This is a genomic window from Aquimarina amphilecti (genome assembly GCF_900109375.1).
Lineage (GTDB): Bacteria > Bacteroidota > Bacteroidia > Flavobacteriales > Flavobacteriaceae > Aquimarina > Aquimarina amphilecti.
This window is the reverse complement of the sequence record NZ_FOAB01000007.1, coordinates 191,192-212,885: the sequence shown is the minus strand read 5'-3', so window position 1 is coordinate 212,885 and position 21,694 is coordinate 191,192. Positions and strand designations below refer to the sequence as shown.

General features: G+C 33.0%; 27 protein-coding genes. 23 read left to right on the top strand and 4 right to left on the bottom strand.

Translation table 11 applies throughout. From position 1 onward, the window contains the following. The 22 genes from rplE to BMY33_RS18480 all read left to right on the top strand — a co-directional run bounded on the left by rplE (position 1) and on the right by BMY33_RS18480 (position 15,130). Positions 1-552 carry a 50S ribosomal protein L5 gene (gene rplE / locus BMY33_RS18585; RefSeq protein ID WP_091411330.1) on the top strand — a complete coding sequence of 184 codons (552 nt, stop codon included), beginning with the start codon at positions 1-3 and terminating at the stop codon, positions 550-552. 2 nt (positions 553-554) lie between these two features. After that, positions 555-824 (top strand): 30S ribosomal protein S14, encoded by a 270-nt coding sequence (gene rpsN, locus BMY33_RS18580; RefSeq protein ID WP_010181917.1) that lies wholly within the window; start codon positions 555-557, stop codon positions 822-824. 67 nt (positions 825-891) lie between these two features. Continuing rightward, the gene (rpsH, locus tag BMY33_RS18575) at positions 892-1,290 is read left to right on the top strand and encodes a 30S ribosomal protein S8 (RefSeq protein WP_091411328.1); all 399 of its coding nucleotides are present in this window, start codon (positions 892-894) and stop codon (positions 1,288-1,290) included. Between the two features lie 20 nt (positions 1,291-1,310). Next, a complete protein-coding gene (gene rplF, locus BMY33_RS18570; protein ID WP_091411327.1) occupies positions 1,311-1,853 on the top strand; it encodes a 50S ribosomal protein L6 in 543 nt (180 codons plus the stop codon). 10 nt (positions 1,854-1,863) lie between these two features. Then, entirely contained in the window at positions 1,864-2,220 is a 357-nt protein-coding gene (rplR, locus tag BMY33_RS18565) for a 50S ribosomal protein L18 (protein WP_091411325.1), read from the top strand. 6 nt (positions 2,221-2,226) lie between these two features. Next, on the top strand, positions 2,227-2,751 hold the full coding sequence (gene rpsE / locus BMY33_RS18560) for a 30S ribosomal protein S5 (protein ID WP_091411323.1): 525 nt from the start codon (positions 2,227-2,229) through the stop codon (positions 2,749-2,751). A gap of 11 nt (positions 2,752-2,762) precedes the next feature. Next, complete coding sequence (gene rpmD / locus BMY33_RS18555; protein WP_091411321.1) at positions 2,763-2,942, top strand: 50S ribosomal protein L30; 180 nt, start codon at positions 2,763-2,765, stop codon at positions 2,940-2,942. Positions 2,943-2,951: 9 nt separating this feature from the next. Then, the gene (gene rplO, locus BMY33_RS18550; RefSeq protein ID WP_091411319.1) at positions 2,952-3,404 is read left to right on the top strand and encodes a 50S ribosomal protein L15; all 453 of its coding nucleotides are present in this window, start codon (positions 2,952-2,954) and stop codon (positions 3,402-3,404) included. Positions 3,405-3,414: 10 nt separating this feature from the next. After that, the gene (gene secY, locus BMY33_RS18545) at positions 3,415-4,755 is read left to right on the top strand and encodes a preprotein translocase subunit SecY (RefSeq protein WP_027392534.1); all 1,341 of its coding nucleotides are present in this window, start codon (positions 3,415-3,417) and stop codon (positions 4,753-4,755) included. Between the two features lies 1 nt (position 4,756). Continuing rightward, the gene (gene infA, locus BMY33_RS18540) at positions 4,757-4,972 is read left to right on the top strand and encodes a translation initiation factor IF-1 (protein WP_010181908.1); all 216 of its coding nucleotides are present in this window, start codon (positions 4,757-4,759) and stop codon (positions 4,970-4,972) included. A gap of 117 nt (positions 4,973-5,089) precedes the next feature. Then, positions 5,090-5,206, top strand: coding sequence for a type B 50S ribosomal protein L36 (gene ykgO, locus BMY33_RS18535; RefSeq protein ID WP_013621733.1), 117 nt, complete (start codon positions 5,090-5,092; stop codon positions 5,204-5,206). A 2-nt stretch (positions 5,207-5,208) separates the two neighbouring features. Next, positions 5,209-5,583: a 30S ribosomal protein S13 gene (gene rpsM / locus BMY33_RS18530; RefSeq protein WP_091411318.1), complete on the top strand. Its 375-nt coding sequence runs from the start codon at positions 5,209-5,211 to the stop codon at positions 5,581-5,583. A gap of 8 nt (positions 5,584-5,591) precedes the next feature. Continuing rightward, entirely contained in the window at positions 5,592-5,975 is a 384-nt protein-coding gene (rpsK, locus tag BMY33_RS18525) for a 30S ribosomal protein S11 (protein WP_091411316.1), read from the top strand. A gap of 136 nt (positions 5,976-6,111) precedes the next feature. Next, on the top strand, positions 6,112-6,717 hold the full coding sequence (gene rpsD / locus BMY33_RS18520; protein ID WP_091411315.1) for a 30S ribosomal protein S4: 606 nt from the start codon (positions 6,112-6,114) through the stop codon (positions 6,715-6,717). 23 nt (positions 6,718-6,740) lie between these two features. Then, a complete protein-coding gene (locus tag BMY33_RS18515; RefSeq protein ID WP_027392530.1) occupies positions 6,741-7,733 on the top strand; it encodes a DNA-directed RNA polymerase subunit alpha in 993 nt (330 codons plus the stop codon). Positions 7,734-7,796: 63 nt separating this feature from the next. Next, entirely contained in the window at positions 7,797-8,264 is a 468-nt protein-coding gene (rplQ, locus tag BMY33_RS18510) for a 50S ribosomal protein L17 (protein ID WP_091411313.1), read from the top strand. Between the two features lie 126 nt (positions 8,265-8,390). Further along, positions 8,391-9,506, top strand: coding sequence for a glutamine-hydrolyzing carbamoyl-phosphate synthase small subunit (carA, locus tag BMY33_RS18505; protein WP_091411311.1), 1,116 nt, complete (start codon positions 8,391-8,393; stop codon positions 9,504-9,506). A gap of 183 nt (positions 9,507-9,689) precedes the next feature. After that, positions 9,690-10,982 (top strand): phosphopyruvate hydratase, encoded by a 1,293-nt coding sequence (gene eno, locus BMY33_RS18500; protein ID WP_091411309.1) that lies wholly within the window; start codon positions 9,690-9,692, stop codon positions 10,980-10,982. Between the two features lie 279 nt (positions 10,983-11,261). Continuing rightward, positions 11,262-12,548: a citrate synthase gene (locus BMY33_RS18495; protein ID WP_091411308.1), complete on the top strand. Its 1,287-nt coding sequence runs from the start codon at positions 11,262-11,264 to the stop codon at positions 12,546-12,548. Positions 12,549-12,766: 218 nt separating this feature from the next. Further along, positions 12,767-13,681: a dimethylarginine dimethylaminohydrolase family protein gene (locus BMY33_RS18490; protein WP_170837123.1), complete on the top strand. Its 915-nt coding sequence runs from the start codon at positions 12,767-12,769 to the stop codon at positions 13,679-13,681. A gap of 3 nt (positions 13,682-13,684) precedes the next feature. Then, positions 13,685-14,617 (top strand): citrulline utilization hydrolase CtlX, encoded by a 933-nt coding sequence (ctlX, locus tag BMY33_RS18485; RefSeq protein ID WP_091411304.1) that lies wholly within the window; start codon positions 13,685-13,687, stop codon positions 14,615-14,617. A gap of 102 nt (positions 14,618-14,719) precedes the next feature. Then, positions 14,720-15,130, top strand: a complete 411-nt coding sequence (locus BMY33_RS18480; protein ID WP_027392523.1) for an RrF2 family transcriptional regulator — start codon at positions 14,720-14,722, stop codon at positions 15,128-15,130. 2 nt (positions 15,131-15,132) lie between these two features. Here the strand turns inward: BMY33_RS18480 and BMY33_RS18475 are convergent, their stop codons facing one another. The 3 genes from BMY33_RS18475 to BMY33_RS18465 form a co-directional block, all read right to left on the bottom strand. After that, positions 15,133-15,759: a chromophore lyase CpcT/CpeT gene (locus BMY33_RS18475; protein ID WP_091411303.1), complete on the bottom strand. Its 627-nt coding sequence runs from the start codon at positions 15,757-15,759 to the stop codon at positions 15,133-15,135. A gap of 54 nt (positions 15,760-15,813) precedes the next feature. Next, positions 15,814-17,268 carry an SDR family oxidoreductase gene (locus tag BMY33_RS18470; protein ID WP_091411301.1) on the bottom strand — a complete coding sequence of 485 codons (1,455 nt, stop codon included), beginning with the start codon at positions 17,266-17,268 and terminating at the stop codon, positions 15,814-15,816. A gap of 190 nt (positions 17,269-17,458) precedes the next feature. Beyond that, a complete protein-coding gene (locus BMY33_RS18465) occupies positions 17,459-17,785 on the bottom strand; it encodes a hypothetical protein (RefSeq protein WP_342028442.1) in 327 nt (108 codons plus the stop codon). A gap of 106 nt (positions 17,786-17,891) precedes the next feature. Here BMY33_RS18465 and argS point away from each other — a divergent pair, with 106 nt between their 5' ends. Next, positions 17,892-19,670 (top strand): arginine--tRNA ligase, encoded by a 1,779-nt coding sequence (gene argS / locus BMY33_RS18460; RefSeq protein ID WP_091411300.1) that lies wholly within the window; start codon positions 17,892-17,894, stop codon positions 19,668-19,670. A 13-nt stretch (positions 19,671-19,683) separates the two neighbouring features. Here argS and BMY33_RS18455 read toward each other — a convergent pair whose 3' ends face one another. Then, positions 19,684-21,663, bottom strand: coding sequence for a tetratricopeptide repeat-containing sensor histidine kinase (locus BMY33_RS18455; protein WP_091411298.1), 1,980 nt, complete (start codon positions 21,661-21,663; stop codon positions 19,684-19,686). Positions 21,664-21,694 lie beyond the last annotated feature (31 nt).

Sequence of the window (21,694 nt, the reverse complement as noted above, 5' to 3'; positions counted from 1 at the left end):
ATGGCTTATATCCCAAGACTAAAACAAGAGTATAAGGACAGAGTAATGTCTACTCTTACAGAAGAATTCAGTTATAGTAATGTAATGGAAGTGCCTAGGCTTAAAAAAATTGTTTTAAGTAGAGGTGTTGGTGCAGCTGTGGCAGATAAGAAGTTAATTGACTACGCTGTGGACGAATTAACAATGATAACAGGTCAAAAGGCTGTTGCTACGATATCTAAAAAGGATGTTGCAACTTTCAAGTTACGTAAAGGAATGCCAATAGGTGCGAAAGTTACGTTAAGAGGAGAAAGAATGTATGAGTTTTTAGATCGTTTGATTACTTCAGCGTTACCTCGTGTACGAGATTTTAATGGAATTAATGCTACTGGTTTCGATGGTAGAGGTAATTACTCATTAGGAATTACTGAGCAAATTATATTTCCTGAAATAGATATTGATAAAGTGAATAAGATTTCAGGAATGAATATTACTTTTGAAACTTCTGCAGGAACAGATAAAGAAGCAAAATCATTGTTAACAGAACTAGGGTTACCTTTTAAAAAGAATTAATTATGGCTAAAGAATCAATGAAAGCCCGTGAGGTGAAGAGAGCAAAAACAGTTGCTAAATATGCTGAAAAACGTAAAGCTTTAAAAGAGGCTGGAGACTATGAGGCATTACAGAAACTGCCAAAAAATGCATCTCCAATCCGTATGCATAATCGTTGTAAACTAACAGGAAGACCAAAAGGATATATGCGTCAGTTTGGGATTTCACGTGTTACATTTAGAGAGATGGCTAATCAAGGGTTAATTCCAGGAGTAACTAAAGCTAGTTGGTAATAATAAAAATTAATTGGTCTAAGGTTCGACTATATTAGTTGAAAACCAAGGTCATAAATTAAATATAATGAATACAGATCCTATAGCAGATTATTTAACCAGAATTCGTAATGCAAATAGTGCTCAACACAGAGTTGTTGAGATCCCTGCATCTAAGGTTAAAAAAGAGATCACTAAAATATTATTCGATCAAGGATATATTTTGAGTTATAAATTTGAAGATAATACAACGCAAGGTAGTATTAAGATAGCTCTTAAGTACAACAAGTTGACAAAAGAGCCTGTAATTAAGGAATTACAAAGAATCAGTAAGCCTGGTTTACGTAAATATGCAGGTTCAAGCGAAATACCAAGGATTCTTAACGGATTAGGTATCGCAATTGTTTCTACTTCTCATGGCGTAATGACTGGAAAACAGGCAAAGCAAGAGAACGTAGGTGGAGAAGTACTTTGTTACGTATATTAACAGTATAAAAGACAAAAGAAATGTCAAGAATAGGAAAAAATCCAGTAACTATTCCGTCTGGTGTCACTGTAGAAGTGACAGGTAATGTTGTTACTGTTAAAGGAAAATTAGGAGAGCTTACACAGGAGCTAGATGCTATCAATGTGAAAGTAGAGGAAGGTCAGGTTGTTCTAGAAAGACCTAGTGAAGCTAAAGATCATAAAGCAAAGCATGGATTATATAGGGCTTTGATTAATAATATGGTTCAAGGTGTTTCTGAAGGTTTTACTAAAGAATTAGAATTGGTAGGAGTTGGTTATAGAGCTTCTAATCAAGGACAAAAATTAGATTTAGCTTTAGGTTTCTCTCACAATATCGTTTTAGATATTGCTCCAGAGGTTAAAGTAGAGACTATATCAGAAAAAGGTAAAAACCCGATCGTAAAATTAACTTCTCACGACAAACAATTAGTGGGACAGGTTGCAGCTAAAATTAGAGGTTTCCGTAAGCCAGAACCTTACAAAGGTAAAGGAGTTAAATTCGTAGGAGAACAATTAAGAAGAAAAGCAGGTAAATCTGCATAATAACGAAGTTATGGCATTCTCAAAAGATTTAAGAAGATTAAAAATCAGAAAGCGAATCCGCGGTAAAGTAAGCGGAACAGAACAACGTCCTAGATTATCTGTTTATAGAAGTAATAAAGAAATCTATGCACAAATCATAGATGATGTTACCGGTAAGACTATTGGTTCAGCTTCTTCAAGAGATAAAGATATTGCTGCTGCATCAGGTAATAAGGCAGAAAAGGCAAGCTTGGTTGGTAAAGCCCTTGCTGATAAGGCTAAGAAGGCTGGTATAGATACTGTGTCATTTGATAGGGGTGGATATTTATATCATGGTAGAGTAAAATCATTAGCTGAAGGAGCTAGAGAAGCAGGACTTAAATTCTAAGAAATTATGTATCAAAAATATAAAAACGCAGAATTAGTAAAACCAAGTGGACTTGAATTAAAGGATCGTTTAGTTGGAGTACAGCGTGTTACTAAAGTAACCAAGGGTGGTAGAGCATTTGGATTCTCTGCTATTGTAGTTGTAGGAGATGAAAACGGTGTTGTAGGCCAAGGTTTAGGTAAGTCTAAGGAAGTTGCTGAAGCTATTGCAAAAGCAGTAGAAGACGCTAAGAAGAATTTAGTTCGTATACCGTTAACTAAAGGAACATTACCACATGAACAAAAAGGAAAGTATGGTGGAGCAAGAGTATTATTAATGCCTGCTGCAACTGGTACAGGAGTTATTGCTGGTGGAGCTATCCGTGCAGTACTAGAAGCTGTAGGAGTTCATGATGTACTTTCTAAAAATCAAGGATCGTCTAACCCACACAATGTGGTGAAAGCAACGTTTGATGCCTTATTGCAAATGCGTAGTGCAGAGCAAGTAGCAAAACAACGTGGTGTTTCACTAGAGAAAGTGTTTAAAGGATAAATATAGGAACGATGGCAAAGATTAAAATAACTAAAGTAAAAAGCGCGATTAACCGTACACAGAGACAAAAAAGAACTCTGGAGGCTTTAGGTCTTAAAAAGATCGGTCAGGTTGTTGAGCATGATGACACTCCTAATATCCTTGGGATGGTAAATAAAGTTAAACATTTAGTTTCTTTAGAAACAAAATAATATAAGCACATGGATTTAAGTAACTTAAAACCTGCTGCAGGTTCAGTAAAAAATAACAGTAAGCGATTAGGTCGTGGTCAGGGTTCCGGAAAAGGTGGAACAGCTGCTCGTGGTCATAAAGGAGCAAAATCTCGTTCTGGATATTCTAGAAAGATAGGATTTGAAGGAGGGCAGATGCCTCTTCAAAGACGTGTTCCAAAATTTGGTTTCACTAATATCAATAGAAAAGAGTATCAGGGGATCAATCTAGATACGCTACAGAATTTAGTGGATGCTGGTAAAATAACTGATACGGTTGATCTTGACGTGTTATTAAGTACACGTCTTGCAGGAAAGAATGATTTAGTTAAGATACTGGGAAGAGGTGAGTTAAAGGCGAAATTAAAAGTCACAGCTCATAAATTTACAGCCACTGCAAAGGCAGCTATAGAAGCAGCAGGTGGTGAAGCAGTAACCTTATAAAAGACATTTCATGAAATTTATTGATACAATAAAAAACATTTGGAAAATCGAAGAATTGAAAAATAGAATTCTAGTTACACTAGGATTACTTTTAGTTTATCGATTTGGAGCACAGGTTGTATTACCTGGAGTTGATGCGGCAGAATTAGCTAATTTGGGTACTCAAACCCAAGATGGTTTGTTAGGACTACTTAATGCATTTACGGGAGGAGCGTTTGCTAATGCTTCTGTTTTTGCCTTAGGAATCATGCCTTATATATCCGCTTCGATTGTTGTTCAGTTGATGGGGATAGCTATACCTTATCTTCAAAAACTACAAAAAGAAGGAGAAAGTGGAAGAAAGAAAATTAATCAGATTACGCGTTGGTTGACAATTGCTATCACTTTGGTTCAAGGACCTGGTTATATTTATAATTTGTTCGCAACGCTTCCTCCAGCTGCTTTTAGTACAGAGATAAGTCAAACTGTTTTCGTTGTATCATCTGTAATTATATTAACCACCGGATGTATTTTTGCTATGTGGTTAGGTGAAAAGATTACTGATAAAGGTATTGGTAATGGTATTTCATTATTAATTATGGTAGGAATTATAGCTACGTTACCGCAATCTTTTGTACAGAATTTTATTTCTAGAACTTCTGGAGAAGGTGGAGATATCATAATGGTATTGATTGAACTGGTTATTTGGTTTGTAATTATATTAGCTTCTGTGTTATTGGTTATGGCGGTTCGTCAAATTCCAGTACAGTATGCTAGAAGAACCGCTAGTGGAGGATATGAAAAGAATGTTTTTGGTTCCCGTCAATATATTCCATTGAAGTTAAATGCTTCTGGAGTAATGCCAATTATATTTGCTCAAGCTATTATGTTTATACCAGCTGCTGTAGCAGGTCTTTCAGAGTCTGAAACTTCGCAAGGTATAGCTGCGGCATTTAGTGATATTTTTGGATTATGGTATAATTTATTATTTGGGTTATTAATCATAATATTTACTTACTTCTACACGGCTATTACAGTTCCAACTAATAAAATGGCTGATGACTTAAAAAGAAGTGGTGGTTTTATTCCAGGAATCAGACCTGGTAGTGAGACAGCAGAATATTTAGATAAGATCATGTCGCAGATAACGTTACCGGGTTCTATTTTCTTAGCATTAATTGCTGTTTTCCCAGCTATTGCTGTAAAGCTTCTTGGTGTTCAACAAGGTTGGGCATTGTTTTTCGGAGGAACTTCATTACTTATTATGGTAGGGGTTGCTATAGATACAATGCAGCAAGTCAATTCATATTTATTGAATAGACATTATGATGGATTGATGAAAACTGGTAAAAACCGAAAAGCAGTAGCATAAAATGGCAAAACAACCGGCAATAGAACAGGATGGAAGTATAATCGAAGCATTGTCTAATGCTATGTTTCGAGTAGAACTAGAAAATGGTCACGTAGTGACGGCTCATATCTCAGGTAAAATGCGTATGCATTATATCAAGTTGTTACCTGGAGATAAGGTGAAGTTAGAAATGAGTCCTTATGATTTATCTAAGGCTCGTATAACATACAGATACTAATAATTTTAAGAATATTAGTTAATTAAGATTTTTTGCGTACTTTTGCGGGCTGAAAATCTTGTTAACGAGACCTTCTGAAATGCTTAATATGTATTTTCAGGATTTAAACACAAAGAGATGAAAGTTAGAGCATCAATAAAAAAGAGAAGTGCCGAGTGCAAGATTGTGCGTAGAAAAGGCCGACTTTACGTAATTAATAAAAAGAATCCTAGATTTAAACAAAGACAAGGGTAATTATGGCAAGAATTGCAGGGGTAGATATACCTAAACAAAAGCGAGGAGTTATAGCATTAACCTATATCTTCGGAATTGGTAGAAGTAGAGCTAAAGAAGTTTTAGACATTGCCAAAGTAGATGAAAGTATTAAAGTTTCTGATTGGGATGATGACCAGATCGGTCGTATTCGTGAAGCTGTAGGGGCCTATACCATTGAAGGAGAATTACGTTCTGAAGTACAGTTGAATATCAAACGTCTTATGGATATAGGATGTTACAGAGGTATTCGTCACAGAGCAGGTTTACCACTTAGAGGTCAACGTACTAAGAATAATTCTAGAACGCGTAAAGGAAGAAGAAAAACAGTTGCTAACAAGAAAAAAGCAACTAAATAATAAGTAGTATGGCAAAGTCAACTTCAAAAAAACGTAAAGTAATTGTTGAGTCAGTAGGAGAAGCACACGTAACAGCATCTTTTAACAACATTATTGTATCGTTAACAAATAAAAAAGGAGACGTAATTTCTTGGTCTTCAGCTGGAAAAATGGGATTCAGAGGTTCTAAAAAGAACACACCATATGCTGCACAATTAGCTGCAGAAGATGCTTCTAAAGTAGCTATCGAAGCTGGTCTTAAGAAAGTAAAGGTATATGTAAAAGGACCTGGAAATGGAAGAGAATCTGCAATACGTTCCCTTCATAATTCAGGAATTGAAGTTTCAGAAATTATTGATGTAACTCCAATGCCTCATAACGGATGCCGTCCTCCAAAAAGACGTAGAGTATAAGTAATTGTATCCCGAATGTTTTCGGGATCTTTTATGTTTTAAATTTATAATAAAGTAAGTCAAATGGGGAATAAAGGATTTTCGAAGGACAGTGACCTTAATTCATATCCTCCTCAACAATTAAATTAATAAGAAAATGGCAAGATATACTGGTCCAAAAACTAAAATCGCTCGTAAGTTTGGTGAAGCGATATTCGGTGACGATAAGTCATTCGATAAGAGAAATTATCCTCCTGGTCAACATGGAAACAACAGACGAAGAGGAAAGAAGAGTGAGTATGCAATCCAATTAATGGAGAAGCAAAAAGCTAAATATACATACGGAGTATTAGAACGTCAGTTCAGAAATATGTTCGAAAAAGCAACAAGATCTACTGGAATTACAGGTGAGGTTTTACTTCAATTATGTGAATCACGTTTGGATAATGTAGCTTTTAGAATGGGACTATCAAATTCTCGTAGAGGTGCTAGACAATTAGTTTCTCACAGACATATAACTGTTAATGGAGAATTGGTTAATATTCCATCTTACCAATTGAAACCTGGAGATGTAGTAGGAGTAAGAGAAAAATCAAAATCATTAGAGGTTATCCAAAACTCTCTTGCTAATAATAGTAAGGTTTATGAGTGGATTACTTTTAATAACGATACAAAAGAAGGTACTTTCGTATCGGTTCCGGGAAGAATTCAGATTCCGGAAAACATCAACGAACAATTCATCGTCGAATTATATTCGAAGTAATAACTCTTAGAAGAAACAATAATATGGCAATATTAAATTTTCAGAAGCCCGATAAAGTTATCATGATCGACTCCAGTGAGTTTGATGGTAAATTTGAATTTAGACCATTAGAACCTGGGTACGGATTGACAGTTGGTAACGCTTTGCGAAGAGTTTTGCTATCTTCTTTAGAGGGATTCGCTATAACTTCCTTAAGAATTGAAGGAGTAGATCACGAATTTTCTACTATTTCTGGAGTTGTAGAAGATGTAACAGAGATTATTCTTAATCTGAAACAAGTACGTTTTAAACGTCAGATTGAAGATATCGATAATGAATCTGTTACAATTTCAATTTCTGGTCAAGAGCAATTAACTGCTGGAGACTTCCAAAAATTCATTTCAGGTTTTCAGGTTCTTAACCCGGATTTGGTTATCTGTAATATGGATAAAAAAGTAGCTCTTAATTTAGAGATTACTATTGAAAAAGGAAGAGGATACGTTCCTGCAGAAGAAAATAAGAAAGCCAATGCTCCGATAGGTACAATCTTTACAGATTCTATTTATACACCTATCAAAAACGTTAAGTATAGTATAGAGAATTATCGTGTGGAACAAAAGACTGATTATGAAAAATTAGTTTTTGAAATTGTTACAGATGGTTCAATTCATCCTAAAGATGCATTAACTGAAGCTGCTAAAATTCTAATTCACCACTTTATGTTATTCTCTGATGAGCGTATTACATTAGAAGCAGATGAGATAGCGCAGACAGAAACATATGATGAGGAATCATTACATATGAGACAGTTATTGAAAACTAAATTGATCGATATGGATCTTTCTGTAAGAGCACTTAATTGTTTAAAGGCTGCGGAGGTAGATACATTAGGAGATTTAGTATCATACAACAAAAACGATTTAATGAAGTTCCGTAACTTTGGTAAGAAATCTTTAACTGAGCTAGAAGAGCTTGTAAATGTTAAAGGTCTTAATTTCGGTATGGATCTTTCTAAATACAAATTAGATAAAGACTAACACATCATATTTTGCTCTCTACACGGGGTAGATTGAGCAAGATGGTGTTTAAATTTTAATGTCATGAGACACGGAAAAAAAGTAAACCACTTAGGTAGAAAAACAGCACATCGTAAAGCTATGCTAGCTAATATGGCTTGTTCCCTTATAGAACATAAGAGAATAAATACCACAGTAGCAAAAGCAAAAGCGCTTAAGCAATTTGTTGAACCATTAGTAACAAAGTCTAAAGAAGATACAACGCATAACAGACGTATCGTTTTTAGTAAACTACGAAACAAATATGCGGTTGCAGAATTGTTTAGAGATGTTGCTGCTAAAGTAGGTGATAGACCTGGTGGTTATACAAGAATTATCAAATTAGGTAATCGTCTTGGTGATAACGCTGATATGGCAATGATAGAGTTGGTTGATTATAACGAACTTTATAATGCAGGTAAGCCAGCTAAAAAGAAATCTACTCGTAGAGGTCGAACTAAGAAAACAGAAACTGCACCAGTAGTTGAAACTCCTAGTTCTGAAGAAGAATAAATGAAAAATGTGATTTACACATAATTATAAAGGATAAACGTTCGTCGTTTATCCTTTTTTTTTGAATTTTTATATAAAAAAGTCTAGATCCTTGAAAGGGAATTTTAATATTAAAAAGTATAAAGGATGAAATATCAATCTCGAAAGAAAGCAATTGTTTTATTAGCAGACGGTACTATTTTTTATGGCAAAGCTGTAGGAAAGGAAGGGACCGCATTTGGTGAAGTGTGTTTTAATACTGGAATGACAGGATATCAAGAGATTTTTACAGATCCATCTTATTTTGGACAATTGATGGTGGCTACTAATGCACATATTGGTAATTATGGGACTAATAGTGAAGAGGTAGAATCCGATTCAATAAAAATAGCTGGGTTGATTGTGAAAAATTTTAGTTATGAATTTTCTCGTGATCTTGCTGATAGTTCTTTGCAGGATTTTTTAGAAAAGAATAATTTGTTAGCGATATCTGATGTGGATACTAGAGCGTTAGTAAGTTATATTAGGGATAACGGAGCTATGAATGCCTTGATTTCTACAGATATTGATGATATCGATTTATTGAAAAAACAACTGGCGGCTGTTCCTGATATGAATGGATTAGAGCTAGCATCCAAAGTGTCTACTAAAGAACCTTATTTTTATGGTAATCCAAATGCAACTTATAAAATTTCTGCGTTGGATATTGGAGTAAAAAAGAATATACTGCGTAATCTTGCAGAAAGAGATGCCTATGTAAAAGTGTTTCCTTACAATGCTACCTTTGATGAGATGAGTGAATGGAACCCAGATGGTTATTTTTTATCAAATGGCCCTGGAGATCCTGAACCATTATCTCAAGCTATAGAAACAGCTAAAGAGATTATTAAAAATGATTTACCGCTATTCGGAATCTGTTTAGGTCATCAAGTAATTGCATTAGCTAATGGTATTAGTACGTACAAGATGCATCATGGTCATAGAGGTATAAATCATCCTGTTAAAAACTTAATTACAGGAAAAGGAGAGATAACATCACAAAACCATGGGTTTGCTATAAATAGAGAAGATGCAGAAAGTAATCCAGATGTTGAAATAACACATGTTCATCTAAATGATAATACGGTTGCCGGTATGAGGATGAAAAGTAAGAACTGTTTTTCGGTACAATATCACCCAGAAGCTAGTCCTGGTCCAAATGACTCAATTTATCTATTTGATGAATTTATAAATAATATTAAAAATACAAAGGTAGAAGCTTAGAATGCGAAATTTATTGTAAATATTCTATTGTTTAAATAATAGGTTGATCTATAACGTTATAGTTGATAACTTGTTGTGTTTACTAGGGTTTAAGCAATAAATTAAGATATTTTATGAGGTATTTAAATTTACCGGTTTTGTATATTGCGAAGAATTAAAATTATCCAACAAAAACAAATCAAAATGAGTGTAATTATAAATATTCACGCCAGACAAATTTTAGATTCACGTGGTAACCCAACAGTAGAAGTTGACGTGATTACCGAAAATGGTGTTTTAGGAAGAGCTGCTGTTCCTTCAGGAGCTTCTACAGGAGAACACGAAGCAGTAGAGCTAAGAGATGGTGGTAGTGATTATATGGGTAAAGGGGTTAAAAAAGCGGTTGAAAATGTAAATACGATAATCGCAGAAGAGTTATTAGGATATTCTGTGTTTGATCAAAATTTATTAGATCAAACTATGATAGAAATAGATGGGACCCCTAATAAATCAAAATTAGGAGCAAATGCCATATTGGGAGTTTCATTAGCAGCTGCAAAAGCAGCGGCAAATGAACTTAATATGCCGCTATATAGGTATGTTGGAGGAGTAAGTGCAAATACACTTCCTGTTCCAATGATGAATATTATTAATGGAGGATCTCATAGTGATGCTCCAATAGCGTTTCAAGAGTTTATGGTTATGCCAGTTAAGGCAAAAGATTTTACTCATGCAATGCAAATGGGAACTGAAATTTTTCATAATTTAAAGAAAGTACTTCACGATAGGGGTTTAAGTACAGCTGTTGGTGATGAAGGTGGTTTTGCACCTACATTAGATGGAACAGAAGACGCGTTAGATTCTATTGCTTTGGCAGTAGAAAAAGCAGGATATAAGTTTGGAGATGAAGTTATGGTAGCTTTAGATTGTGCTGCTGCTGAGTTTTTTGTAGATGGTAAATATGATTATACGAAATTCGAAGGCGATACTGGTGTAATCAGAACTAGTGAAGAACAAGCAGATTATCTAGCTGAATTGGCGTCTAAATATCCTATCATATCTATTGAAGATGGAATGGACGAAAATGATTGGGATGGTTGGAAATATTTAACAGATAAAGTTGGTCATAAAGTGCAATTGGTAGGGGATGATTTATTTGTTACTAATGTAGAAAGATTATCTAGAGGAATTGAAAATGGAATTGCGAATTCAATTCTAATTAAGGTTAATCAGATAGGAACCTTAACAGAAACTATTGCAGCAGTTAATATGGCTCACAATGCAGGTTATACATCTGTGATGTCTCATCGTTCTGGTGAAACTGAAGATAATACGATCGCTGATTTAGCAGTAGCCTTAAATACTGGTCAAATAAAAACAGGTTCTGCATCTCGTAGTGATAGAATGGCTAAGTATAACCAGCTTCTTCGTATAGAAGAAGAATTAGGTATTGTTGCTTATTATCCAAAAGAAAAAGCTTTTAAGATCAAAAAGTAAATTAAGATAGAATAGTAAAAACTTTTGATATAATAAGTTTTTTACTAAGAGAAGAGCTTTACAGTTTAATATGACAAAATTGGAGTTATATTTAATTGGCTAGGCTTTTCGAAAAAGATACGTTTTTAAAAGAGGATTCATAACGAATCCTCTTTTTTTAGCTATAACCATAAAGTGATGTTCCTATTCTAAAATAGATGGTGCGATTAATAATATATTAACACTATATTTTGTAATTTAGCAACCCTTATTATAACAGCAAAATTCTAAATAATCACAATGTCAAAAAAAGCTACTTTAGAAATAGACGGTAACAAATATGAGTTCCCCATAATAGAAGGAACTGAAAAAGAATTAGGAATTGATATCAAGACTCTCAGAGGTGTCACTGGTGGTATAACAACTATTGATCCAGGATTTAAAAACACAGGAAGTTGTGAGAGTGGAATCACTTTTCTAGATGGAGAAAAAGGAATTCTAAGATACCGAGGATATTCTATAGAAGAGTTAGCAGAAAAAGCTGATTTTTTAGAGGTAGCTTACTTATTAATTTTTGGCGAACTACCAACTGCTGAGCAACTAGATAAGTTTGATAAAGATATTAAAGAAGAGTCTCACGTAGATGAAGATATGAAGAGAATCCTTGATGGGTTCCCTAAAAGTGCTCATCCAATGGGAGTACTTTCGTCTCTAACAAGTGCATTAATAGCTTTTAATCCTGGTTCTGTAGATGTAGATTCTGAAGAAGCTATGTACAATGCTATTGTGAAAATAATGGCTAAGTTTCCTGTTCTTGCTGCTTGGACCATGAGAAAGCGTAAAAGCCTTCCTTTAGATTATGGTGATAGTTCATTGGGATATGTAGAGAATTTACATAAAATGATGTTCTCTAGACCAAACAAATCTTATGAAGCTAATAAAATTGTAAATGAAGCTCTGGATAAGCTATTAATATTACACGCTGATCATGAGCAAAATTGTTCTACATCTACTGTACGAATTGTTGGTTCTTCACATGCAGGTCTTTTCGCATCTTTATCGGCGGGAATTTCGGCTCTGTGGGGTCCATTGCATGGAGGTGCAAATCAAGCAGTAATTGAAATGCTTGAAGCAATAAAAGCGGATGGAGGAGATACAGCAAAATATATTGATAAAGCTAAAGATAAAGAAGATCCTTTCCGTTTAATGGGATTCGGACATAGAGTATATAAAAACTTCGACCCAAGAGCTAAGATTATAAAAGTATCAGCAGAAGAAGTTTTAGGAGATTTAGGAATAGAAGATCCAGTTCTTGATATTGCCAAAGGCCTTGCTAAAGTTGCTTTAGAAGATGAGTATTTCGTAAAGAGAAAGTTATATCCTAATGTAGATTTTTATTCAGGAATTATATATAGAGCTCTAGGTATCCCTACTGAAATGTTCACTGTAATGTTTGCTTTAGGAAGACTTCCTGGTTGGATTGCGCAATGGAGAGAAATGAGACTTCGTAAAGAACCAATAGGAAGACCAAGACAGATATATACTGGCGAAAATTTTAGAGCTTTTAAGTCGGTTTCTGAAAGATAAAAAAACTCAAAATATTAAAAAGGGATGTAGAAGTAAAACTACATCCCTTTTTTTATGGAATTAATAATATAGTGATCAATTAGAGGTTGAATTTTAGAATTTGATAAAAAGTCGATATTTTTTTTGAATAAAATTAGCATCTACATAATACCTCTTACTATATTTGTTCAAGAAGAAAAGTTAGTTGTAAACAATAGTTTTATCTTAAAATCAGACCATTGAAATTAAATATTAAAAATGAAACTTCTAGACTTAGAGCAGTAGTTTTAGGTACAGCCACCAGTAATGGTCCAGTGCCTAAAATTGAAGAAGCTTATGATCCAAAATCTATAGAGCATATTAAAGCTGGGACTTACCCTAAAGAGGAAGATATGGTTGCTGAAATGCAAGCTGTTGCTAGTATATTTGAAAAATATAATGTAAAAGTTTACAGACCCGAAATAATAGAAAATTATAATCAAATTTTCGCTAGGGATATAGCGTTGGTAATAGATGATGTTTTTATTAAATCAAATATACTTCCTGATAGAGAAAAAGAAATTAAAGCTATTCAATATGTAATTGATCAGATTGAGCCTAAAAAAGTTAATAAAGCACCTTCAGAAGATATTCATTTTGAAGGTGGTGATATTATTGTTCATAATGATCATATTTTTATAGGTACCTATAAAGGTGATGATTATAGTGATTGCATTGTTGCTAGGACTAATATGAAGGGAGTAGCATATATTAAATCTCTTTTCCCTAATAAGACCGTTAAAGAATTTGATTTGCGTAAATCAATGCAAGATCCTAAGGATAATGCTTTGCATTTGGATTGTTGTTTTCAACCTGTAGGAAAAAATAAAGCTATAATTCATAAAGAAGGATTTAGGAATTTAGATGATTATAAGTACTTAGTTGATTTTTTTGGAAACGAAAACTTATTTCATATTGATAGGGATGAAATGTACTACATGAATTCAAATATATTTTCAATATCTGAAGACGTTGTAATTTCTGAAAAAGGGTTTACTAGATTAAATGTTTGGTTACGTAATTTAAATATAACGGTAGAAGAAGTTCCTTATACTGAAATCGCAAAGCAAGAAGGTTTATTGCGTTGTTCTACAATGCCATTGATAAGAGATTAAATAATGAAACAAATTACAAACACTATAGTGATGATTCGTCCTGTTCAGTTTAGGATGAATGAACAAACGGCTGTAAATAACTATTATCAGAACAGTGCAAAGAGTAGTGCAGAAGATGTAAATATCAAAGCACAAAATGAATTCGATGGTTTTATTGATAAACTAAAATCTATTGGAGTGAATGTCGTAATTATTGATGATAAAGAAGAAAATGACACTCCGGATTCTATCTTTCCAAATAATTGGGTTTCCTTTCATGAAAATGGAGATATTGGTTTGTATCCCATGTTTGCAGTTAATAGGAGAAGAGAACGTAGGCCAGAAGTATTGGATATTGTAGAGAATGCTGGTTTTGAAATAAAAAATGTCGTTGATTATACAGCTGCTGAAGAAGATGATGTTTTTCTTGAAGGTACTGGTAGTCTTGTATTAGATAGAGTGAATAGGAAGGCATATTGCGCATTATCTCCACGTGCTGATGAGGAACTACTAATCGAATTTTGTGAGGATTTTGAATATACTCCGGTAATTTTTACAGCCTACCAAACGGTGAAAGGAGAACGATTAGCAATTTACCATACAAACGTTATGATGGGGTTAGGAGAAACTTTTGCAGTGGTATGTGTAGATTGTATTGATGACAAAAAAGAACGTAAAAATCTTTTGAATCACTTAAAAAAGGATGGTAAAGAAATCATTTCTATTACAGAAGCCCAAGTAAATAATTTTGCAGGGAATATGCTTCAGGTTATTGGAGCAGATGAGAAAAGATATTTGGTAATGTCATCTGCAGCATACAATAGTTTGAATCAAGATCAAATATCGAAAATAAAAAAGCATTGTGATATTCTTCATAGTGATTTAGGTACTATAGAAAAATTAGGTGGTGGAAGTGCTAGATGTATGATGGCAGAGGTTTTTCTTCCTAGAAAATAGTTGGTTTTCGGAATTTCTCTAAGTATGGAAATAGTTAAAAGGTATGATTGAAACACCAAGTTATATCTTTTAACTATTTTTGATTATATTCAATTTTAAAAAATGCTTTCGAAGAAAACAAAATACGGATTAAAAGCGCTTACTTATATCGCAAGAAAAAAATGTGAACACCCCGTTTTGATATCGGAGATCGCTAAAAGCGAAAATATTTCTCAAAAATTCTTAGAAAGTATATTACTTACGCTTCGTAAAAATGGCTTCTTAGGATCTAAAAAAGGAAAAGGTGGAGGTTATTATTTAATAAAAGAACCTAAAGAAATTTCAATGGCATCAGTAATCAGAGTGTTAGAAGGACCAATAGCTATGCTACCTTGTGTCAGTCTTAATTTTTATGAGAAATGTGATGATTGCCCCGATGAGGATGCCTGTACAGTACATGAATTAATGATAGAGGTTAGAGATAATACCTTAAAAGTCCTAGAAAATAAGACTTTAGGAGATTTTATGGATTAAGTTTAGTCTTCTAAAACCCTTATGAAATTATAAGGTCCCTGAATTTTACCCCATACCTGTTTCCCTTTATTATCGTAACCCCGATCCCAAGAAGAAATTTTATTTCTACTAATTACGATATTACTAGTTGTAAAAGATATTTTTTTGCTAAAACTACTAGAACAAGTTCCTTTTTTTGTTTTTCCTTGATAAATAGTGGAGGTTTTTTTCTTAAAAAAAACATCACAGCCTTCTCTAATCTTTAAGCTATCAATAGATAAAAGATTAAAAATAGAGACATCTTTCCAAGCATTTACATACTTTTTTCGATTAGGAATAACGTAGCTTGTACTACTAATTGTAAGGCTATCTACTCTTCGGATTCTTAAAATTCTTTGGTTATATATAGCAGCGTTGTTTTTTTCGTCATATAATTCTTGATAGAACCAGTGTTCAGCTCTGTTTTTCCAGATTGGAGCATTAACAAGGCTTACTGCAGAATAATCTAATTCTTGTTTGGATTGTTTTTTTGAAGAAAATTTCCCCGTTAATAGCTGCGCGAAATTATCTAATTCAGGATCACTGCTTTTTTTGGTGTCGCAACCATAAGTGAGTATTAATAGAATAATAAGCAGAAAAACTTTCGGCATTTATTTTTTTGGTAAAAATACTAATATTAGATCAAAAAAGCGTTATTTATCGATTTAATTTGCTTTTTGTCTGACTTTTTTGATTTTATCAGATGTGATGTTACGTATCATTCCTCCAAATATGAAATAGTGAAAAGGTACCATGAGATACCAATACAACCTACCCCAAAGACCTCTTGGTCTGAATGTCGCAGTTTGATGAAGTATGTTGTTTTTGTCGATGTCAAATTCTAGCCAAGCTTCACCAGGAACCTTCATTTCTGCAAATAAGAGTAGACGCTTTTCATTTTTATCCGCGACTAGAACTCTCCAAAAATCCAAAGCATCTCCTGAGTTAATTTTATCAGGATTAGTTCTTCCTCTTCTTAACCCAACACCTCCAAAGAATTTATCAATATGGCCTCGTATTTTCCACATCCAATCTCCATAGTACCAGCCGGTTTCACCTCCTATGGCCCATATTTTTTCAATTACTCGATTAGGGTCGTCTATTTTAATTTTTTTATTATCTCTAAGACATCCCTTTTTAGGTACTGTCACATATTTTTGAATATCCTTGTCAAAACGACCACTAATCATAGAATCTTTCCAGCTTGATACTACTTGATTTTGTTCTATTTTGATAAAAGCTAATTCTAATGCTTTTGTATACGTCATAGGTTCAATACCCAATAGTTTTTGTAATCGATTATCATTAGCAATTACTGGAATACTCATACTATCTACCAGATTCAACGCAAGTTTATATGATGTAGAGGTTACAAAATATAACCAGTATGAAGAAAGTTTAGGAGTCATAACTGGAAGTGTTAGAATAAGTAGCCTAATTCCGCGCACTTTAGCATATAATAAAAGCATTTGTTTGTAAGTAATAACATTTGGTCCGCTGATATCAAATGATTGATTGTAACATTTAGCATTACCTAATACTCCCGTCATAAAACTTAAGACATCTCGAATAGCTATAGGGTGAGTTTTAGTATTTACCCATCTTGGCGTCAGCATAACGGGTAGTTTTTCGCATAAGTCTCTAATTATTTCGAAAGAGGAGCTCCCAGATCCAACAATAATTCCTGAGCGTAAAACGGTAAGATTAAAATCTCCTTTATATAATGTTTCTTCGACATTTTTTCTAGACCATAAGTGCTTAGATAAATTTTTCTCGTTTACAATACCGCTCAAATAGATTACCTGTTTTATATTAGTTTGAGCTACATAAACATTGAAATTTTGAGCGGAAACCTCTTCTTTTTTATCAAAATCAGAAGTAGAGGAACTCATAGAATGTATAAGATAGTATGCTATATCAATATCATTAGGTAGTATTGTGGTATTAGGATCTTCTAAAAAGTCTATTTCTATGATAGATACTTTTTTAATCATTTCATGATCTATAGAAAGCCTGTCTTTGTCTCTTACACAGCAAATGATATCGTGGCCTGCATCTAGTAATAATGGAAGTAGCCTCATGCCAATATAGCCATTAGCACCTGTGAGTAATATCCGCATCTTTTTAGGTATAAGATACGAAGAAATTAATTGTATTTTGTCAAAAAAAAGATTACTTAAGCTTTTTAGTAACTAAAATCATAATTTATAAATCTTCGATACTTGTAGGGCTATTATCTGCTTTATAATTAAGTATTTTCTTAATGTATTTATGTATAGGAACATCCGTGTTTTTAGCTTTTATTTTAATTTAATAATTATCCTTATAAATACAATACTCTTCTGCTTTTCCTTTATAAATGATTAACTTATAAAAAGGAATAACTAAAAGATATGTTTTTAAGCGAACACTAAAACCAATTAAAATACCTTTTGGTCTCAACTCTATATTACAAGTATGTGTTTTATTATCTAGCATCAATAAATTGTTGATTTCTACACTAGATCCTACAATATGAAGTTTGGGAGAGCCAATTCTTCCTAATTTTATTCGTTCCATTAAAGTAAGTGGTTTCCCTACTTGTTCTATAAGTTTCTTTTTGAGTTCTGGGTCTCTATATGTATTATTAACAAGCATCTTTTTCTTTTATCACAAGATACGAATTGATGTCAATAGAGGTGGCGAAAGATTATATTTCTATTATCTTTGCTGCCTGATTTTTATATCAAATACAATTCATAAAATGACATTACAGCAAACCATTACAGAACAGGTAAAAGCGGCAATAAAAGAATTATATAGTGCGGATTTAGAATCTGTAGAGTTGCAAGGTACTCGTAAGGAGTTTGAAGGAGATATTACTGTAGTGGTTTTTCCAATGTTGCGAACGATAAAAGGAAATCCAGTTCAGATAGGAGAGGCTATAGGAGCATATTTAGAAGAGCGGATGAAAGAAGTTACTTCTTTTAATGTAGTTAAGGGGTTTCTTAATCTGGTAATAGAAGATCAGTATTACTTAGATTTTTTTGCAAAAGTAAAAGATACCGAGAATTATGGTTTTGCGGATTCATCAGAAGATGATAAAGCAGTTATGGTAGAATATTCTTCTCCGAATACAAATAAGCCTTTGCATTTAGGACATATCCGAAATAACTTATTAGGATATGCTGTAGCGGAAATAATAAAGGCAAGTGGTAAAAAAGTATATAAGACTCAGATAATTAATGATAGAGGAATACATATTTGTAAAAGTATGGTTGCTTGGCAAAAATTTGGAAAGGGAGAAACACCTGAATCTACTGGTCTTAAAGGAGATAAATTAGTAGGTAATTATTATGTGAGATTTGATAAAGAATATAAAAGTCAGATATCAGAATTAATAGCATCAGGAAAAACAGAAGACGAAGCAAAGAAAGAAGCTCCTATTTTGATTGAAGCTCAAGAGATGCTTAGAAGTTGGGAAGCAGGAGATACAGATGTTGTAAATCTGTGGAAAACTATGAACAATTGGGTTTATGCTGGATTTGATCAAACATACAAATCGTTAGGTGTAGATTTTGATAGTTGCCTTTATGAAAGTAATACATACCTTTTAGGAAAAGATATTATTGAAGAAGGTCTGACGAATGGTGTGTTTTTCAAAAAAGAAGATGGATCTGTTTGGTGCGATCTTACTGATGAAGGTTTAGATGAAAAACTGGTACTACGTAGTGATGGTACAGCAGTATATATGACTCAAGATATAGGTACTGCTATCCAGCGTGTGAAGGATAATCCTGATATTGGTGGGATGATCTATACTGTAGGTAATGAGCAAGATTATCATTTTAAAGTTCTTTTTCTGATACTTAAAAAGTTAGGTTATGATTGGTCTAAAAATCTAAATCATTTAAGTTATGGAATGGTAGATTTACCAAGCGGTAAGATGAAGAGTAGAGAAGGAACTGTTGTTGATGCTGATGATCTTATTGTTGAAATGGCAACAACTGCAGGAGAAATTTCAAAAGAATTAGGGAAATTAGACGGATATTCTGAAGAAGAAAAGAATTCAGTATATAAAACTATAGGTTTAGGAGCATTAAAATACTTTATATTAAAGGTAGATCCTAAGAAAAGGATACTTTTTAACCCTTCAGAATCAGTTGATTTTCAGGGAAACACAGGACCTTTTATTCAATATACATATGCGAGAATTCAAGCTATTTTGCGCAAAGCAGATTTTGATTGGAGTACTTCTGTAAATGACATTGCATTGGACGGGAAAGAAAAGGAGTTGATTAAATTACTAGAGTTATATCCTGATATTATACAGAGTGCGGCTAAGGATTTAAGTCCAGCAGTTATTGCTAATTACACATATGATTTAGTGAAGGCGTACAATTCGTTTTTTCAGAATGTATCAATATTTGGAGCGAATTCAGAAAACGAAAAGGTTTTTAGAGTTCAACTTTCTGGAATAGTAGGAAAAACTATAAAATCCGCATTTAGTTTACTGGGGATTCAGGTTCCGGAGCGTATGTAATTATTATAAAAATTTAAGGTTTGGGATAGCTAATACAAAAAGAACTTCCTTTTCCAAGTGTGCTTTTAACAGTTAAAGTTCCTTGATTAAGATTGATCAATTCTTTACAGATATTTAAGCCTAACCCTGTTCCAACTTCATTATTGGTTCCTTTTGTAGTTAAAGTTTCTTCAGAAAAGATTTTCTTTAAATTCTCTTCAGAAATTCCAATTCCGGTATCATTAAAATAAATTTTTATAGTATTACTTTCTTCCTCTTTAAATAAGGTAATTGTATCTCCAGGATTACAAAATTTTATAGCATTAGCAATGAGATTTTGAGTCACAATTGTGCACATATCTTTGTCGGCATATATTTGTGTAGTATCCCTTAAATTATTAATGATTTTAATTTCTTTTTGAGAAGCTTTTGATGAAAAAAAGATGATTTTTTCTCGTATAATTTCTGTAAAATCAAAGATATTAGGATTTGCTTTAAGCTCATTCATCTGAGACTTAGACCAGTTTAATAGATTAGTTAATAATAATGATGTTTGATGAGCACTGTTGGAAAGCAAAGGAATAATTTCTTTAAATTCTTTTTCGGAAATTACATCATCTCTTAATAAGTTAAGAGTGTTGTCTAAACCGTGTATTTCATTTTTTAAATCATGAGATACAATGGAAAATAATTTATTTTTTACTTGATTGGATTCATTTAATTCTTTTATATATTTTGCTCTTTCTAATCTACTTTTTACTATTCCAATAATAAAAATAAATGCAACTGCGAAAGCAGCGATTGCTACATAAGTATAGATTTTTTGTTTGAATAACTCTTCTTTAGCTAATTGCTCGCTTCTTTTTTGCTCGTCTATAATTATCTGTTGCTTTTTTTCGTCTTCAAGTCTTCTTTTAATAAGCTCTATTTTTTGACTAGTTTCTTTAAGTGTATGCGCATTGAATAGGTTATTGTATTTTTTTTGCCAAGTATATGCATCATAGTACTGGCCTTTTGCAGAATCTAGAGTTGAAGATAAATCATAGCAATTAAGCAATAGAGGAGTGGAATTAAGCTTTTCTGATTCGTTAGTAGCTGCGGTGATATAGTTTTCAGCATCTTCAAATTTTTTGGTCTTTATAGCTACTTCTCCTAGAGAAAGCTTGGTACGTATTAGTCTTTCCTTATATGCTATCTTACCGCCTATAAAAAGAGCAGATTCATAGTATTTCTTAGCCTGTTGATACTCTTGTTTAATGTAAGATATTCTACCAAGAGCACTATAGGCCTCTGCAATCCCGTGACTATCACTCTCTTCCTTATTGATTGTTAACGATTTATTTAATAACACTAGCGCGCTATCTAATTTTTTTTCTTTTATGTAAATTAAAGCTAGGTTATTAAGGGTGGAGCCTATTGTTTTTGAATCTGTATTTTGTTTTAGTTTTAGTGATTGATAATAATATTTTTTAGCAGATTCAAACTCATTTATATCCCCATAAACATTTCCAATGTTGTTAATAGTAGTAGATAAACTAGCGCTATCTTTTAGTTTCTCATAATATTGATTGGCCTCCAAAAGATGGGTGATACTTTTTTCAGGATTTCCTAAACGTTGTTCGATTACCGCTTTATTGTTTTGAATTATTGCTAGCCCTCTTGTATAATTTATCCTTCCATAGTATAAAGCTGCTTGATCAAAACATTTTAAAGCTTCATATAAGTCATCAGTATGATTATAAATTGCCGCTTTTTCGTTATGTATTTGCCCTACACCTTTATCGTACTTGATTTTTTTCGAGATTCGTATAATACTATCAGAGTATTTTAAACCTTCTTTAAATTGTTCATTTAAGTTTAATTCATAGATTAAATCTGCAGCAAGATTAATATTTAAGGAATCCGATATGGATTTTGTTGCCTGAATAATACTATCCAGTTTTTTTTGTTGAGATAATCCAATACTACTAGTAAATAGCAGTAAAAGAGTGAAGTAATAATAGGTATGTTTCATAAAAATAATTTAGGGCCCTTAAAAATTACGA